We start from the raw sequence: 15,733 nt of genomic DNA, 5'->3' as shown, positions 1-15,733 counted from the left end.
TCGAAGAATGGCTATCGGGCCACTGTCCCGGTGAACGATGCGCACCGACAATGCATCGCATCGCGCCGCTGGCCGTCCCGTTCCGGGGCGGGGCCGCGCCCCCGGACCAGGAGCCCGCCATGTCGAACGCCGTCCCGCAATCCGCTTCCCAAACCGTTTCCCGCCCGGCGGCCCGCCGCGCGCTGATCGTGATCGACGTCCAGAACGAATACGTGACGGGCAACCTGCCGATCGAGTATCCGCCGCTCGACGTGTCGCTCGCGAACATCGGCCGCGCGATCGATGCCGCGCATGCGGCCGGCGTGCCGGTGATCGTCGTCCAGCACGTCGCGCCGGCCGGCGCACCGATTTTCGCGCCCGGCTCCGACGGCGTCGCGCTGCACGCGGTCGTTGCCGGCCGGCCATACGCGCACCTGATCGAGAAGAAGCAGGCGAGCTCGTTTGCCGGGACCGACCTCGCCGCATGGCTCGACGCGCACGGGATCGGCACGCTCGCGGTGGCCGGCTACATGACGCACAACTGCAATGCGTCGACGGTCTATCACGCGGCGCACGCGGGGCTGAATGTCGAGTACCTGGACGACGCGACGGGTGCGCTGCCGTACGAGAACGAAGCAGGCTCGGCGAGCGCCGAGGAGATTCACCGTGCGTACACGGTGGTGTTCCAGTCGAATTTCGCGGCCGTGATGTCGACCGACGCGTGGATCGCGGGGCTGGCCGGGGCGCCGATGCCGAAGCGCGATTCGGTCGCCGCGTCGAACCAGCGGGCCCGCGCGCAGCGCGCGAAGGCGGCCTGAAACAGCGGGGAGACGGGAGAGGGGGCGGGCAGTGCGTTTGCGAGGTTGGCGCGCCGCTCGATGAAACGGCAACCGCAGGCGGGCGCGCGTCGCGCGGTCAGTCGCCGTCCTTCAGCATCGCCGGACTGTAGCGCAGCATGTCGAAGCAGCCGTCGACGAGCTTTTCCGCATGCTGCTCGGCGTCGATCTCGTCGGGCAGCATCAGCATGTCGCGCACGAAACCACTGACGAGCGTGTGCAGCATCAGCGTCGCGCGCCACGTATCGAGCCGCTCGGGCAGCAGCTTGAGCCGCACGGCCCCCGCGAGATCGGCATCGATCGCGTGCAGCGCCTCGCTCATCCCCGCGCGGTTGCGCTGGAGCAGCGGCTCGAGGTCTGCGACGTACTCGCACTTCATGAACAGGATGCTGAACACGCGGCGCAACTGCGCGTCGCGCTGCACGCCGAGCAGGCACCAGATCAGGATCTGCCGGATCTTCTCGAGCGGATTGCCGCCCGGTGCGTCGAGCGGCATCCGCTTGAGCTCGTCGATCGGCAGAAACACGCGGTCGAACATCGCGTCGAACAGTTCGCTCTTGTTCGCGAAATGCCAGTAGATCGCGCCGCGCGTCACGCCGGCATGCTGGGCGATGTCCGCGAGCGACGTGTGCGACACGCCCTTCTCGAAGAACACGTGCTCGGCGGCGTCGAGAATGCGATTGCGCGTCTCGAGCGCCTCCTCCTTGGTACGTCTGACCATGTGCAGGCCTGATTGGAATGATCGTAGGTGAATATAGGGTCTGCAACCCTCGTCGCAGTCATATAGACTGGCTATGCTTGCGGTTGGTAACAATCCGTAAGAATGGACAGCAGGCGGGGCATAAACGGGCTTTTTACATACATTCATGAATGTATATACAATACCACCCTACGATCGAATGACCCAAGTGGCAATCAGTTAATATCCCACCTGCTGATTCCCGCCAAAGTTCCAGTCCGCAGTGCGGGGCAACCTGTCGGCACGGAGGTTTCGTGCCGCTTGCTGTATCTAGCAGTCCAGTATTTCAGGTGTTCGATCTGCGCCGTGAGGCGCATCCGTGTTGCACTCCCTCCGGTCGGGTGCGGCACTTATTCCATTGGTTATACACAGAGGTCGCTCCATGCGCGTCGAACGGGTTCCATACCGCTTAATCACTGTCGCGACGGCCGCCGTTTTCCTGGCCGCGTGCGGGAAAAAAGAATCGGCACCGCCGCCGCAAACGCCGGAAGTCGGCGTCGTCACCGTCCAACCGCAATCCGTACCGGTCTTCACCGACCTGCCGGGCCGCACCAGTGCATTCCTCGTCGCGCAGGTCCGCGCGCGGGTCGACGGCATCGTGCTGCGCCGTGAATTCACCGAAGGCACCGACGTCAAGGCCGGTCAGCGCCTCTACAAGATCGACCCGGCGCCGTACGTCGCCGCGCTGAACAGCGCGAAGGCGACGCTCGCGAAGGCGCAGGCGAACCTCGTCACGCAGAACGCGCTGGTCGCGCGCTACAAGGTGCTGGTGGCCGCGAACGCGGTCAGCAAGCAGGACTACGACAACGCGGTGGCCACGCAAGGCCAGGCCGCGGCGGATGTCGCGTCCGGCAAGGCAGCGGTCGACACCGCGCAGATCAACCTCGGCTACACCGATGTCGTGTCGCCGATCACCGGCCGCGTCGGCATCTCGCAAGTGACGCCGGGCGCCTACGTGCAGGCGAGCCAGGCGACGCTGATGTCGACGGTTCAGCAGCTCGATCCGGTGTACGTGGACCTCACCCAATCGAGCCTCGACGGGCTGAAGCTGCGTCAGGACGTGCAGAGCGGCCGCCTGAAGACGACTGGCCCGGGCGCGGCGAAGGTGTCGCTGATCCTGGAAGACGGCAAGACCTATTCGGAACCGGGCAAGCTGCAGTTCTCGGACGTGACGGTCGACCAGACCACTGGCTCGGTGACGATCCGCGCGGTGTTCCCGAACCCGGGCCGCGTGCTGCTGCCGGGCATGTTCGTGCGCGCACGGATCGAGGAAGGCGTGAACGAGAACGCGTTCCTGGTGCCGCAGATCGGCGTCACGCATGACCAGAAGGGCCAGGCGATCGCGATGGTGGTGAACGCCAGCAACAAGGTCGAGCCGCGTCCGCTGAAGACGACGGGCATGCAAGGTGCGAACTGGATCGTCGAAGGCGGTCTGGAAGCGGGCGATCACGTGATCGTGCAGGGCGTCGACAAGGTGCGCCCGGGTGCGACCGTGAAGACGGTCGCCGCGCAGCTCGCCCCGGCGGCCGATGCCGCATCGGGTGCTGCTGCCGCGTCCGCCGCGCCGGCTGCCGCCGGTTCCGGCGCCGCTGCCGCTTCCGGTGCTGCCGCATCGGGCGCTGCGCCGGCGAGTGCTGCCGCTGCTTCGAGCGCGCAATAACAGGGAGCCTGTTTCATGGCAAAGTTTTTTATCGATCGCCCGATCTTCGCGTGGGTGATCGCCATCATTCTGATGCTGGCCGGGGTCGCGTCGATCTTCACGCTTCCGATCTCGCAGTATCCGACGATCGCGCCGCCATCGATCCAGATCACCGCGAACTACCCGGGTGCTTCCGCGAAAACGGTGGAAGACACGGTGACGCAGGTGATCGAGCAGCAGATGAGCGGTCTCGACAACTTCCTGTACATGTCGTCGACCAGCGACGACTCGGGTAACGCGACGATCACGCTGACCTTCGCGCCGGGTACCAACGCCGACATCGCACAGGTTCAGGTGCAGAACAAGCTGTCGCTCGCGACGCCGGTTCTGCCGCAGGTCGTGCAGCAGCTCGGCCTTTCGGTGACGAAGTCGAGCAGCAGCTTCTTGCTGGTGCTCGCCTTCAACTCCGAAGACGGCAGCATGAACAAGTACGACCTCGCGAACTTCGTGGCGTCGCACGTGAAGGACCCGATCAGCCGGATCAACGGTGTCGGTACCGTCACGCTGTTCGGCTCGCAGTATGCGATGCGGATCTGGCTCGATGCCAACCGTCTGACGAACTACGGCCTCACGCCGGTTGACGTGTCGACTGCGATCGCCGCACAGAACGTGCAGATCGCAGGCGGCCAGATCGGCGGCACGCCGTCCACGCCGGGCACGATGCTGCAAGCGACGATCACCGAATCGACGCTGCTGCAGACGCCCGCGCAGTTCGGCGACATTCTGCTGAAGGTCAACCAGGACGGCTCGCAGGTTCGCCTGAAGGATGTCTCGAAGATCGAGCTCGGCGGCGAAAACTACAACTTCGACACGAAGTACAACGGTCAGCCGACCGCGGCACTCGGGATCCAGCTCGCGACCAACGCGAACGCACTGGCGACCGCGAAGGCCGTGCGCGCGAAGATCGACGAACTGGCACCGTTCTTCCCGCATGGCCTCGTCGTGAAGTACCCGTACGACACGACGCCGTTCGTGAAGCTGTCGATCGAGGAAGTGGTCAAGACGCTGCTCGAAGGTATCGTGCTGGTGTTCCTCGTGATGTATCTGTTCCTGCAGAACCTGCGGGCGACGATCATCCCGACGATCGCGGTGCCGGTCGTGTTGCTCGGCACGTTCGCGGTCATGTCGGTGGTGGGGTTCTCGATCAACACGCTGTCGATGTTCGGCCTCGTGCTCGCGATCGGCCTGCTGGTGGACGATGCAATCGTGGTGGTGGAGAACGTCGAGCGGGTGATGGCCGAGGAGGGCCTGTCACCGAAGGAGGCGACCCGCAAGGCGATGGGCCAGATCACCGGCGCGCTGGTCGGTATCGCGCTCGTGCTGTCGGCCGTGTTCGTGCCGGTGGCGTTCTCCGGCGGGTCGGTCGGCGCGATCTATCGTCAGTTCTCGCTGACGATCGTGACGGCGATGGTGCTGTCGGTGCTCGTCGCGTTGATTCTGACGCCGGCACTGTGCGCGACGATCCTCAAGCCGATCCCGCAAGGGCATCACGAAGAGAAGAAGGGCTTCTTCGGCTGGTTCAACCGCACGTTCAACAACAGCCGCGACAAGTACCACGTCGGCGTGCACCACGTGATCAAGCGCTCGGGCCGCTGGCTCGTCATCTACCTGGTCGTGATCATCGCGGTCGGCCTGCTGTTCGTGCGCCTGCCGAAGTCGTTCCTGCCGGATGAAGACCAGGGCCTGATGTTCGTGATCGTGCAGACGCCGTCGGGCTCGACGCAGGAAACGACCGCGAAGACGCTCGCGAACATTTCCGACTACCTGCTGAAGGATGAGAAGGAAATCGTCGAATCGGCGTTCACGGTCAACGGCTTCAGCTTCGCCGGCCGCGGCCAGAACTCCGGTCTCGTGTTCGTTCGCCTGAAGGACTATTCGCAGCGTCAGCATGCGAACCAGAAGGTGCAGGCGCTGATCGGCCGGATGTTCGGGCGCTACGCGGGCTACAAGGACGCGATCGTGATCCCGTTCAACCCGCCGTCGATTCCTGAACTCGGTACGGCTGCCGGCTTCGACTTCGAGCTGACGGACAACGCGGGTCTCGGCCACGATGCACTGATGGCCGCGCGTAACCAGCTGCTCGGGATGGCCTCGAAGGATCCGACGCTGCAGGGCGTGCGCCCGAACGGCCTGAACGATACGCCGCAGTACAAGGTCAACATCGACCGCGAGAAGGCGAATGCGCTCGGTGTGACGGCGGATGCGATCGACCAGACGTTCTCGATCGCATGGGCGTCGAAGTACGTGAACAACTTCCTCGATACCGACGGCCGGATCAAGAAGGTTTACGTGCAGGCAGACGCACCGTTCCGGATGACGCCGGACGACCTGAACATCTGGTACGTGCGCAACGGGTCGGGCGGGATGGTGCCGTTCAGCGCGTTCGCGACCGGTCACTGGACCTACGGTTCGCCGAAGCTCGAGCGCTACAACGGTGTGTCGGCGATGGAAATCCAGGGCCAGGCTTCTCCGGGCAAGTCGACCGGTCAGGCGATGGCAGCGATGGAGCAGCTCGCGAAGAAACTGCCGGTCGGTATCGGCTATTCGTGGACCGGCCTGTCGTTCCAGGAAATCCAGTCGGGTTCGCAGGCGCCGATCCTGTACGCGATCTCGATCCTCGTCGTGTTCCTGTGTCTCGCGGCGCTGTATGAAAGCTGGTCGATCCCGTTCTCGGTGATCATGGTGGTGCCGCTCGGCGTGATCGGCGCACTGCTCGCGGCAACGATGCGCGGCCTCGAGAACGACGTGTACTTCCAGGTCGGCCTGCTGACTACAGTGGGCTTGTCTGCGAAGAACGCAATTCTGATCGTCGAGTTCGCCCGCGAGTTGCAGGTAACCGAAAAGATGGGGCCGGTCGAGGCCGCGCTGGAGGCGGCGCGTCAGCGGCTGCGTCCGATCCTGATGACGTCGCTCGCGTTCATTCTCGGTGTGATGCCGCTCGCGATCAGTAACGGCGCGGGTTCGGCCAGCCAGCACGCGATCGGTACGGGCGTGATCGGCGGGATGCTGACGGCGACGTTCCTCGCGATCTTCATGATCCCGATGTTCTTCGTGAAGATCCGCGCGATCTTCGCCGGCGAGAAGGAAGATGCCGACGAAGCACTGCGTCTGGCTCAGGAGCACGCGCGCCATGAAGAGAAGCCGGGCAACGGCGACGAAGGCAACAAGGGACAGTGATGATGCAAAAACACGCTTTGACTGCAATCGCGGTCGCGCTCTTCGCCACGGGCTGCACGATGGCGCCGCATTACAAGCGGCCCGACGCACCCGTCGCGCAGGCGTACCCGGCCGGCGGCGTCTACGCGACGCAGCCGGGGGCGGCCGGCGCGCGTAGCGCGAACGGCCAGGCGGCGACCGCCATCGGCTGGCGCGAGTTCTTCGTCGATCCGCGCCTGCAGCGGCTGATCGAGATCGCGCTGAAAAACAACCGCGACCTGCGCGTGTCGGTGCTGAACATCGAGGCGGCGCGCGCGCAGTACCAGATCACGCGCGCGGGGCTGTTCCCGACGCTCGATGGCACCGGTACGGGCAACGTCCAGCGTATCCCGCAGGGCCTGTCGACGACGGGTGCGCCGATGATCTCGCGCAGCTACAACGTCGGGCTGTCGGCGTCGTGGGAGCTCGACCTGTTCGGGCGCGTGCAGAGCCTGAAGGACCAGGCGCTCGCGCAATACCTGTCGACGTCTTATGCGCGGCAAGCGCAGGAGATCTCGCTGGTATCGCAGGTGGCTGATCAATACCTGACGCTGCTGTCGACCGACGACCTGCTGAAGGTCACGGAGGACACGCTGAAGTCCGCGCAGGACTCGTACAACCTGACGAAGCTGAAGTTCGACAACGGCACGGGCTCCGAGCTCGACCTGCGTCAGGCGCAGACGGTGGTCGAGACGGCGCTCGCAAGCCAGCAGTCGCAGGCGCGCGACCGTGCGCAGGCGCTGAACTATCTGGTACTGCTGATCGGCGAGCCGCTGCCGGACGACCTGCCCGCGGGCATGCCGCTCGACGCGCAGAACCTGCTGACGGACGTGCCGGCAGGCCTGCCGTCCGACCTGCTGACGCGTCGTCCCGACGTGATGCAGGCGGAGCAGACGCTGCTGGCCGCGAATGCGAACATCGGCGCGGCCCGCGCGGCGTTCTTCCCGAAGATCTCGCTGACAGGCGCGTTCGGCACCGGGAGCCCGACGCTGGGCGGTCTGTTCAAGGCCGGCACGGCGGCGTGGTCGTTCGCGCCGCAGATCACGATGCCGATCTTCGAAGGTGGCCAGAACATCGCGAACCTGAACCTTGCGCACGTGCAGAAGCGCATCGAGATCGCCAACTACGAGAAGGCGATCCAGTCGGCGTTCCGCGAAGTGGCTGACGGATTGGCGGCACGCGGCACGTACGACCAGCAGATCGCGGCGCTCGAGCGCAACGAGCACGCGCAGCAGCGACGTTACGACCTGTCGGACCTGCGTTACAAGAACGGTGTCGACAGCTACCTGTCGGTGCTGACCGCGCAGACGGATCTGTACAACGCACAGCAGTCGCTGATCAGCGCACGTCTGGCACGCTGGACGAACCTGGTCACCCTGTACCGTGCGCTGGGCGGCGGGTGGGTTCAGCGCGCCGGCGAAACGCCGCGTGCGCCGGATGCACCGGTCGACTACGACAAGGCGGCCGCTCCGGCGCCTGCGTCGGCAGCAGCGACGAACGGGTAAGCAAGCGCAAGGAAGGGCAGGAGCGGTCTACCGCGCTTGCCCTTCGAGCCGGCTGTATGCGGAAACGAAAACGCCACGGACGAAAGTCCGTGGCGTTTTCTTTTGTGCGCTCGAATCGCGCGGTGTGAAGACGGTTGGGGTGACGATGCGCGCATCGGACTCCGGTGCCGCTTGTTGCGCCGGACGCATTCATCCTGCGTGGCCAACCGGCATCCCCGGCCGCGCCCGCGGGCGACCGGCCTTCACGCGCCATGACCGACTGTTCCACCGTCCAACTGCCCAACTGCCCAACTGCCCAACTGCCCAACTGCCCAACTGCCCGCCGGTCCGAATATCCGCCCGTCCACCTGTCCGACCGATCATCGCGCACCATCCAGCCTCCCCAAAGCAAAACGCCACGGCATGCCGTGGCGTTTTCGTTACCGCTTCTTCGCGCCGTCGTCCGGCGCGTGGCGATCAGTGATGCACGTCGGCGGGACGCCCGTCGAAGTCATGTCCGGCGCGGCGGATGTCGCAGCGCGCATCCTTCTCGCCTTTCACGCCGTTGAACACGATGTTCAGGATCACGGCCGTCGCCGATGCCAGCAGGATGCCGCTGTGCAGGATCGGGGCGAGCGCGGGCGGCAGCTTCGAGAAGAAGTGCGGCGACACGACCGGCACGAGGCCCATGCCGACGCTCACGGCGACGATGAACAGGTTGTGCGTGTTGTTCACGAAGTCGACCTTCGACAGCACCTTGATGCCGTTCGCCGCCACCATCCCGAACATCACGATGCCCGCACCGCCGAGCACGAACGGCGGCACCGATGCGACGACCTGCGCCATCTTCGGGAACAGGCCGAGCAGCACGAGGATCACGCCGCCGGTGGCGCACACGAACCGGCTCTTCACGCCCGTCACGCCGATCAGGCCGACGTTCTGCGAGAACGACGTATGCGGGAACGAGTTGAAGATGCCGCCGATCAGCGTGCCGAGGCCGTCGACGCGCAGGCCGCGCACGAGGCGCTCCTGGTTGACCGGGCGATCGACCATGTCGCCAACCGCGAGGAACATGCCGGTCGATTCGATGAACGTGACGAACATCACCGTGACCATCGTCACGATCGACAGCGGGTCGAAGTGCGGCAGGCCGAAGTGGAACGGCATCACGAAGCCGACCCACGGTGCGTGCGCGACGCCGTCGGTATTCACGCGGCCGATCGCGAAGGCGATCGCGAAGCCGGCGACGATGCCGAGCAGCACCGAGATGTTCGCGATGAAGCCGCGGCCGTACTTGTTGATCAGCAGGATCAGTGTCAGCACGAGCAGCGACAGGCCGAGATAGACGGGGCTGCCGTACTCGGGATTGCCGACGCCGCCGGCCGCCCAGTTGATGCCGACTTCCATCAGCGACAGCCCGATCACCGCGATCACGGTGCCGACGACCACTGGCGGGAAGAACCGCAACAGCTTGCCGATCATCGGCGCCAGCACGATGCCGATGATGCCGGCCGCGATGGTCGAGCCGAAGATGTCGAGGATGCCGAGGCCGGGGTTGGTGCCGATCGCGATCATCGGGCCGACTGCCGCGAACGTGCAGCCCATGATGACGGGCAGGCGGATCCCGAAGACCCACAGGCCGAGCGTCTGGATCAGCGTGGCGATGCCGCACGAAAACAGATCGGCGCTGATCAGAAACGCGATCTGGTCTTTCGGCAGCTTGAGCGCGGCGCCGACGATAAGCGGCACGGCGACAGCGCCGGCGTACATGACGAGGACGTGTTGCAGGCCAAGCGTTACCAGCTTGCCGGTCGGCAGCACTTCATCGCACGGATGGACCGTGTTCGATTGCATCTGTCTCACTCCATGATCTTGTTTTCGGGGTGATACGAAATTATTCGGAATGAATCCACGCAACAAGAGTGCTGGGTACTATTCCGTTCTTTGCTGGTTCGATATGCCATTTCGGCATGCAACAGGGTGTCGATCATCGGGAAACAGCCGCAGGAGTGAGGTTTCCCGGTTTTATAGCCCTTCAAAATAGCGCTGGCCCCCGTGTCAAATATAGGCCGCTTTATGGTGTGTATCGGGCGCGGTGCATAGTGGCAAAAAGTGCCTGGGGAAAATCGTGCCGGGTTAACCCGCGAACGGCTGCTTTTGCCCGCAAGGTGCAGCCGGGTGGAACCCGGTCGGCGGCCGCGATTTCTGCCTGCCGCGGTGGCGGCAAAAAACGGGGCGCGCATCGCGATCCCGTTATCATCGACATCCGTTCATACGAATTGGCCTTCACGTCATGCGCCTGCTCGGAATCGACCTTGGCACCGGCTCCGTCAAACTCGTCACGCTCGATGCCGATGGCGTCGAGCGCGCGGTCGCGAGCGAACCTTATGCGCTGTCGTCGCCGCAGCCCGGCTGGGCGGAGATTGCGCCCGACACATGGTGGCAGGCGCTCGTGCGCGCAGCCGCGCGGCTGCCGGCCGACGAGCGTGCGCAGGTGGCGGCGATCGGGTTCTCGGGGCAGATGCACGGCGTCGTGCTGATCGACGCGGTGGGGCAGCCGGTGCGGCCCGCGCTGCTGTGGCCTGACACGCGCGCGGTGCGCGAAGCGGATGCGGCCGATGGGTCCGCTGCCGGTTTGCCCGTCGCCGGTTTGCCCGTCGCACCGAATCCCGTCGCACCGGGCATGGCCGGCCCGCTGTTGCGCTGGCTGGCCACGCACGAACCCGATGCGCTGCACGCCGCGCGCTGGGCCGTGCAGCCGAAGGACTGGCTGCGCATCGCGCTGGGCGGCGACGTCGCGGCCGATCCGAGCGATGCGTGCGCGACTGCGCTCGCGACACCCGATGGTGAATGGGATCTTGCATTGATCGACGCGCTCGGCCTGCCGGCCGACCGGTTCGCGCCGGTCCTTCCGTCGACTGCGCGCTGCGGCACGCTCGGCGCGCAGGCTGCCGCGACACTCGGCCTGCCGGCCGGCGTGCCGCTGGCGACGGGCGCGGCCGACACCGCCTGCGCGGCGCTCGGCAGCGGGCTCGCCGCGGCCGGTGACGCGCTGCTGACGACGGGCAGCGGCGGCCAGATCGTCGTGCTCGCGGATGCGCTGCCGCCCGCGCGACGCGGGCTGCATCGCTATCGCGCGGCGGCCGGCGGTGGCTATTACACGATGGCCGCGATGCAGAACGTGGGCTTGGCGCTCGAAGCCGTGCGCGGCTGGCTCGGCTACGCGCAGTGGGCCGATGCGTATGACGAAGCGTTCGCCCACGCGGCGTCGGAACGCCTGTGCTTCCTGCCGTACCTGACGGGCGAGCGTTCGCCGTGGATGAACCCCGATGCGCGCGGCGGCTGGCTCGGCCTCGGGCTCGGCGACACGCGCGGCGCGATGATGCGCGCCGCGTTCGAAGGCGTCGCGTTCGCGTTGCGCGCCGGGCTCGATGCGATCCGCGATGCCGATCGCGGCGATCTGGTCACGATGCTGCGTCTCGCGGGCGGCGGCTCGGTCGATCCGCGCTGGCGCCAGCTGCTGGCCGACGCGCTGGGTGCGTCGCTCCACGCGATCGACTGCCCGAACGCCGCGACGCGCGGCGCCGCGCTGCTCGCGGGCGTCGCGATCGGGCACTGGCGGGAAGACGCGTTGCATACGCTGGCGCCGGCCGCGTCGCCGGTCGCCGCGCCGCGCGACGATCGCTCGCTAGCCGTGCGCCACGCACGCTTCCTCGATCTGTATGCGCGAACGGATGCATGGTTCACGACGGGCGTTTAAACTCGAACACTTGTTCTTTTGCGCCAGCGATGACGCATCGTGGCAAGCCGGCGACCGTTTCCCGCACGCGATGCGCGGCCGGACCGGCCATCATGGCGAGCACGAGATTCTTTCACCGTGCCGCGCGCGATGCCGCGCGGCACGGTTCCGACCGCTTTGCATGGAACCCGGTGCGAAGCATGGGACCGGCGTCGGTGCTGGTGCATCCCCGCCGGTCGGCATGAGCGCTGACGCGCCAACCCGGGCCGACCTCACACACAGACAGGAGTCACACGATGAAGACGAAAGCAGCGATTGCATGGAAGGCGGGCGCGCCGCTGACGATCGAGGAAGTCGATCTGGAAGGGCCGCGCGCCGGCGAAGTGCTGATCGAGGTGAAGGCGACGGGCATCTGTCACACCGACTACTACACGCTGTCGGGCGCCGATCCGGAAGGGATCTTCCCGGCGATCCTCGGCCATGAAGGCGCGGGCGTCGTGGTCGACGTCGGCCCCGGCGTCGGCACCCTGCGCAAGGGCGACCACGTGATTCCGCTCTACACGCCGGAATGCCGCGAGTGCAAGTTCTGCCTGTCGCGCAAGACCAACCTGTGCCAGAAGATCCGCGCGACGCAGGGCAAGGGGTTGATGCCCGACGCGACGTCGCGCTTCTCGCTCGACGGCAAGCCGCTGTTCCACTACATGGGCACGTCGACGTTCTCGAACTACATCGTCGTGCCGGAGATCGCGGTCGCGAAGGTGCGCGAGGACGCGCCGTTCGACAAGATCTGCTACATCGGCTGCGGCGTGACGACGGGCGTCGGCGCGGTCGTGTACTCGGCGAAGGTCGAAGCCGGCGCGAACGTCGTCGTGTTCGGCCTCGGCGGCATTGGCCTGAACGTGATCCAGGGCGCGAAGATGGTCGGCGCGGACAAGATCATCGGCGTCGACATCAACCCGAAGCGCGTCGAACTCGCGAAGAAGTTCGGGATGACGCATTTCATCAACCCGAACGAAGTCGAGAACGTGGTCGACCACATCGTGCAGCTGACCGACGGCGGCGCGGACTACTCGTTCGAATGCGTGGGCAACGTGAAGCTGATGCGCCAGGCGCTCGAGTGCACGCACAAGGGCTGGGGCCAGTCGTTCATCATCGGCGTGGCGGCAGCGGGCGAGGAAATCAGCACGCGTCCGTTCCAGCTCGTGACGGGCCGCGAATGGAAGGGCTCGGCGTTCGGCGGCGCGCGCGGCCGCACCGACGTGCCGAAGATCGTCGACTGGTACATGGAAGGCAAGATCAACATCGACGACCTGATCACGCACACGCTGCCGCTCGAGCGGATCAACGAAGGCTTCGACCTGATGAAGGCCGGCGAGTCGATCCGTTCGGTCGTGCTGTACTGACCGGGAGCGTACCGCGATGCTCGAACTCGTTTCCTCGCATGCGTGCCACGGCGGCGAGCAGCGTTTCTACCGTCACGATTCGGCGGCCATCGGCCTGCCGATGAAGTTCTCGGTGTACCTGCCGCCGCAGGCCGCGCACGGCCGCGTGCCGGCGCTGTTCTATCTCGCGGGGCTCACGTGCACCGACGAGACGTTCGCGATCAAGGCCGGCGCGCAGCAATACGCGGCGCAGCACGGCATCGCGCTCGTGATGCCCGACACGAGCCCGCGCGGCGCGGGCGTGCCGGGCGAGACCGACGCATGGGACTTCGGCGTTGGCGCGGGCTTCTACGTCGATGCGACCGAGGCGCCGTGGTCCGCGCATTACCGGATGGAGTCGTACGTGACGGGTGAGCTGCGCGAGCTGGTCGCGGCCGAGCTGCCGATCGACGGCGCGCGGCTCGGGATCTTCGGCCATTCGATGGGCGGGCACGGCGCGCTGACGCTCGCGTTGCGCCATCCGGGCCTGTACCGGTCGGTGTCGGCGTTCGCGCCGATCGCCGCGCCGACGCGCTGCCCGTGGGGCGAGAAGGCGTTCTCGGGTTATCTGGGCGCCGATCGCGAAGCGTGGAAGGCACACGACGCGAGCGAACTCGTCGCGCGCGCCGATGCGCCGAAGTTCGCGGACGGCATCCTGGTCGATCAGGGCCTCGCCGACCAGTTCCTCGCGAACCAGTTGAACCCCGACGTGTTCGAAGCCGCGTGCGCGAAGGCCGGCCAGCCGCTGACGCTGCGTCGTCATGCAGGCTACGACCACGGCTACTACTTCATCTCGACGTTCATCGCCGATCACATCGCGCATCACGCGCGCGTGCTCGCACGGTGAGCGGGCAGGGAAGCAGGTAACGCACACGGCGCGCCGCACGATCGCGGGCGCATGCGAAAACGCCGGCGCTGCCCTCGGGCACGCCGGCGTTTTTCATTACCTTCGGGCGGTGATCCGCCAGGCGGCAATCAGTGGCGCCGCATCAGGCTCGCGCCGTACACGAGTGCCGACAACGCGGTGATCCAGAAGCTCGTCGGCCAGTCGGTGTGATACGCGAGCACGATACCGAGCCACGCTTCGAACAACGCGAACAGCGCGGCGAGCAGCACGCCGGTCGACAGCCGCGTCGTCACGTTCTGCGCGGCGGCAGCCGGCCCGACCAGCAGCGTGAACACCAGCAGCACGCCGACGATCTGCGTCGCCGCGGCGACCGCGAGCGCGCACACCGCGAGGAACAGCATCGACACCGTGCGCAACGACACGCCCTTGGCTTCGGCCAGTTCGGGCTGCAGCGACGCGAACAGCAGCGGCCGCGCGATCAGCGCGAGCGCGAGCAGGCTCACGGCGCCGATGCCGGCGAGCACCGCGAGCGTGTCGTGGCTTACCGCGAGCACGTTGCCGAACAGCAGCGCGGTGACCTGCGTGGCGAACGACGTGTAGAAATGCAGGAACAGCAGGCCGAAGCCGAGCGCGCCGGACAGGATCACGCCGATCGCGACGTCGCGGCCCGCGAGCTTCTCGCCGAGCGCGCCCATCCCGATCCCGGCCGCGAGCGTGAAGCCGACCATCCCCCAGATCGGCGAGATGCCGAGCAGCACCGCGCCCGTCGCGCCGGTGAAGCCGACGTGCGACAGCGCATGGCCGGCGAAGGTCTGCCCGCGCAGCACCAGGAAGTAGCCGACGATGCCCGCGAGCACCGCGACGATCCCCGACGCCGCGAAGGCGTTGATCATGAAGTCGTATTCAAACATCGTGCGAATGCCCGGGATGAGCGTGTCCGTGGTGGTGATGGCCGTGGCCGCCGCCACCGCCGTGCGAGTGGCCGTCGTCGTCCTCGTGTTCGTGGTCGTGCTTCTCGATCTCGACGTCGCCCGACATCACGAAGATCTTGCCGTTCACGCGCATCACGTCGATCGGCGAACCGTAGAGCCGCGACAGCACCGGCTTCGTGATCACCTCGTCGACGGTGCCGAGCGCGGCGACGCCGTTGCCGAGATACAGCACGCGATCGAGCGCGTTCAGCAGCGGGTTCAGTTCGTGCGCGGAGAACAGCACGGTGATGCCGAGCTCGCGCTGCACGTTGCGCACGAGCTCGACGACGCCGCGCTGGTGGTTCGGGTCGAGGCTGATCAGCGGCTCGTCGAGCAGCAGCAGCTTCGGGCTGCCGAGCAGGCATTGCGCGAGCAGCAGGCGCTGCCGCTCGCCGCCGGACAGCTCCGACAGCGGCCGGCGCGCAAGCGTCGGGCCGCCGACGAGATCGAGCACGCGGTCGACGTCGCGGCGCGTCGCCGCGTTCGTGTGCGGCAGCCCCCAGCGGTGGCCGTCGGCGGCCATCGCAACGAAGTCGTAGCCGCGCATCCGGCGGTTTGCGAGGCCGCTGCGGATCTGCGGCATGTAGCCGATCGACGCATTGCCGCGCACGACCGGCACGCCGCCGACGGACAGCGTGCCGGCCGACACGGGCACGAGGCCGAGCACCGCGCGCATCAGCGTCGTCTTGCCCGCGCCGTTCGGCCCGAGCACGCCGACGAATTCGCCGGGTTCGATCGAGAAGCTGACGTCGCGCAGGATCGTGCGTCCGCCCAGTTCGAGCGTGACGCGATCGACGGCGAGTGCGTGAGGAGTGACGGTCAT

General features: G+C 66.6%; 11 protein-coding genes. 7 read left to right on the top strand and 4 right to left on the bottom strand.

The features are described 5' to 3' along the window. Window positions 1–119: 119 nt before the first annotated feature. Window positions 120–797, top strand: a complete 678-nt coding sequence (locus BCEP18194_RS19895) for a cysteine hydrolase family protein (RefSeq protein ID WP_041493122.1) — start codon at window positions 120–122, stop codon at window positions 795–797. A 97-nt stretch (window positions 798–894) separates the two neighbouring features. Here BCEP18194_RS19895 and BCEP18194_RS19890 read toward each other — a convergent pair whose 3' ends face one another. Further along, entirely contained in the window at window positions 895–1,536 is a 642-nt protein-coding gene (locus BCEP18194_RS19890) for a TetR family transcriptional regulator (RefSeq protein ID WP_011353051.1), read from the bottom strand. Between the two features lie 400 nt (window positions 1,537–1,936). Here BCEP18194_RS19890 and BCEP18194_RS19885 point away from each other — a divergent pair, with 400 nt between their 5' ends. The 3 genes from BCEP18194_RS19885 to BCEP18194_RS19875 are packed head-to-tail and all read left to right on the top strand — an operon-like array spanning window position 1,937 to window position 7,953. Then, complete coding sequence (locus BCEP18194_RS19885) at window positions 1,937–3,214, top strand: efflux RND transporter periplasmic adaptor subunit (protein ID WP_011353050.1); 1,278 nt, start codon at window positions 1,937–1,939, stop codon at window positions 3,212–3,214. A 15-nt stretch (window positions 3,215–3,229) separates the two neighbouring features. Then, window positions 3,230–6,430, top strand: coding sequence for an efflux RND transporter permease subunit (locus tag BCEP18194_RS19880; RefSeq protein WP_011353049.1), 3,201 nt, complete (start codon window positions 3,230–3,232; stop codon window positions 6,428–6,430). After that, window positions 6,430–7,953: an efflux transporter outer membrane subunit gene (locus tag BCEP18194_RS19875; RefSeq protein WP_011353048.1), complete on the top strand. Its 1,524-nt coding sequence runs from the start codon at window positions 6,430–6,432 to the stop codon at window positions 7,951–7,953. Before BCEP18194_RS19880 ends, BCEP18194_RS19875 begins: the two co-directional genes overlap by 1 nt. 456 nt (window positions 7,954–8,409) lie before the next feature. On the opposite strand, the gene BCEP18194_RS19870 is transcribed toward BCEP18194_RS19875, so the two are convergent. Beyond that, a complete protein-coding gene (locus BCEP18194_RS19870) occupies window positions 8,410–9,786 on the bottom strand; it encodes a nucleobase:cation symporter-2 family protein (RefSeq protein WP_011353047.1) in 1,377 nt (458 codons plus the stop codon). A 439-nt stretch (window positions 9,787–10,225) separates the two neighbouring features. On the opposite strand from BCEP18194_RS19870, the gene BCEP18194_RS19865 reads away from it, so the two are divergent. From BCEP18194_RS19865 to fghA, 3 genes are all read left to right on the top strand, one after another. Next, window positions 10,226–11,692 (top strand): xylulokinase, encoded by a 1,467-nt coding sequence (locus tag BCEP18194_RS19865; RefSeq protein WP_011353046.1) that lies wholly within the window; start codon window positions 10,226–10,228, stop codon window positions 11,690–11,692. Window positions 11,693–11,967: 275 nt separating this feature from the next. After that, the gene (locus BCEP18194_RS19860) at window positions 11,968–13,074 is read left to right on the top strand and encodes an S-(hydroxymethyl)glutathione dehydrogenase/class III alcohol dehydrogenase (protein WP_011353045.1); all 1,107 of its coding nucleotides are present in this window, start codon (window positions 11,968–11,970) and stop codon (window positions 13,072–13,074) included. A gap of 16 nt (window positions 13,075–13,090) precedes the next feature. Further along, entirely contained in the window at window positions 13,091–13,939 is an 849-nt protein-coding gene (gene fghA / locus BCEP18194_RS19855) for an S-formylglutathione hydrolase (protein WP_011353044.1), read from the top strand. A gap of 128 nt (window positions 13,940–14,067) precedes the next feature. On the opposite strand, the gene BCEP18194_RS19850 is transcribed toward fghA, so the two are convergent. Both BCEP18194_RS19850 and BCEP18194_RS19845 read right to left on the bottom strand, forming a co-directional pair. After that, window positions 14,068–14,850, bottom strand: a complete 783-nt coding sequence (locus BCEP18194_RS19850) for a metal ABC transporter permease (RefSeq protein ID WP_011353043.1) — start codon at window positions 14,848–14,850, stop codon at window positions 14,068–14,070. Continuing rightward, window positions 14,843–15,733: an ABC transporter ATP-binding protein gene (locus tag BCEP18194_RS19845; protein WP_011353042.1), complete on the bottom strand. Its 891-nt coding sequence runs from the start codon at window positions 15,731–15,733 to the stop codon at window positions 14,843–14,845. Before BCEP18194_RS19845 ends, BCEP18194_RS19850 begins: the two co-directional genes overlap by 8 nt.

Source organism: Burkholderia lata, from assembly GCF_000012945.1.
Taxonomy (GTDB): Bacteria; Pseudomonadota; Gammaproteobacteria; order Burkholderiales; family Burkholderiaceae; genus Burkholderia; species Burkholderia lata.
This window is presented reverse-complemented; position numbering and strand designations above follow the sequence as displayed.

What these genes read in the sequence shown, in the direction of transcription:
- BCEP18194_RS19895 (WP_041493122.1), top strand. Translation starts at nt 120, where the DNA reads ATGTCGAACGCCGTCCCGCAATCCGCTTCCCAAACCGTTTCCCGCCCG.
- BCEP18194_RS19890 (WP_011353051.1), bottom strand. Translation starts at nt 1,536, where the DNA reads ATGGTCAGACGTACCAAGGAGGAGGCGCTCGAGACGCGCAATCGCATT.
- BCEP18194_RS19885 (WP_011353050.1), top strand. Translation starts at nt 1,937, where the DNA reads ATGCGCGTCGAACGGGTTCCATACCGCTTAATCACTGTCGCGACGGCC.
- BCEP18194_RS19880 (WP_011353049.1), top strand. Translation starts at nt 3,230, where the DNA reads ATGGCAAAGTTTTTTATCGATCGCCCGATCTTCGCGTGGGTGATCGCC.
- BCEP18194_RS19875 (WP_011353048.1), top strand. Translation starts at nt 6,430, where the DNA reads ATGATGCAAAAACACGCTTTGACTGCAATCGCGGTCGCGCTCTTCGCC.
- BCEP18194_RS19870 (WP_011353047.1), bottom strand. Translation starts at nt 9,786, where the DNA reads ATGCAATCGAACACGGTCCATCCGTGCGATGAAGTGCTGCCGACCGGC.
- BCEP18194_RS19865 (WP_011353046.1), top strand. Translation starts at nt 10,226, where the DNA reads ATGCGCCTGCTCGGAATCGACCTTGGCACCGGCTCCGTCAAACTCGTC.
- BCEP18194_RS19860 (WP_011353045.1), top strand. Translation starts at nt 11,968, where the DNA reads ATGAAGACGAAAGCAGCGATTGCATGGAAGGCGGGCGCGCCGCTGACG.
- fghA (WP_011353044.1), top strand. Translation starts at nt 13,091, where the DNA reads ATGCTCGAACTCGTTTCCTCGCATGCGTGCCACGGCGGCGAGCAGCGT.
- BCEP18194_RS19850 (WP_011353043.1), bottom strand. Translation starts at nt 14,850, where the DNA reads ATGTTTGAATACGACTTCATGATCAACGCCTTCGCGGCGTCGGGGATC.
- BCEP18194_RS19845 (WP_011353042.1), bottom strand. Translation starts at nt 15,733, where the DNA reads ATGACCGTCACTCCTCACGCACTCGCCGTCGATCGCGTCACGCTCGAA.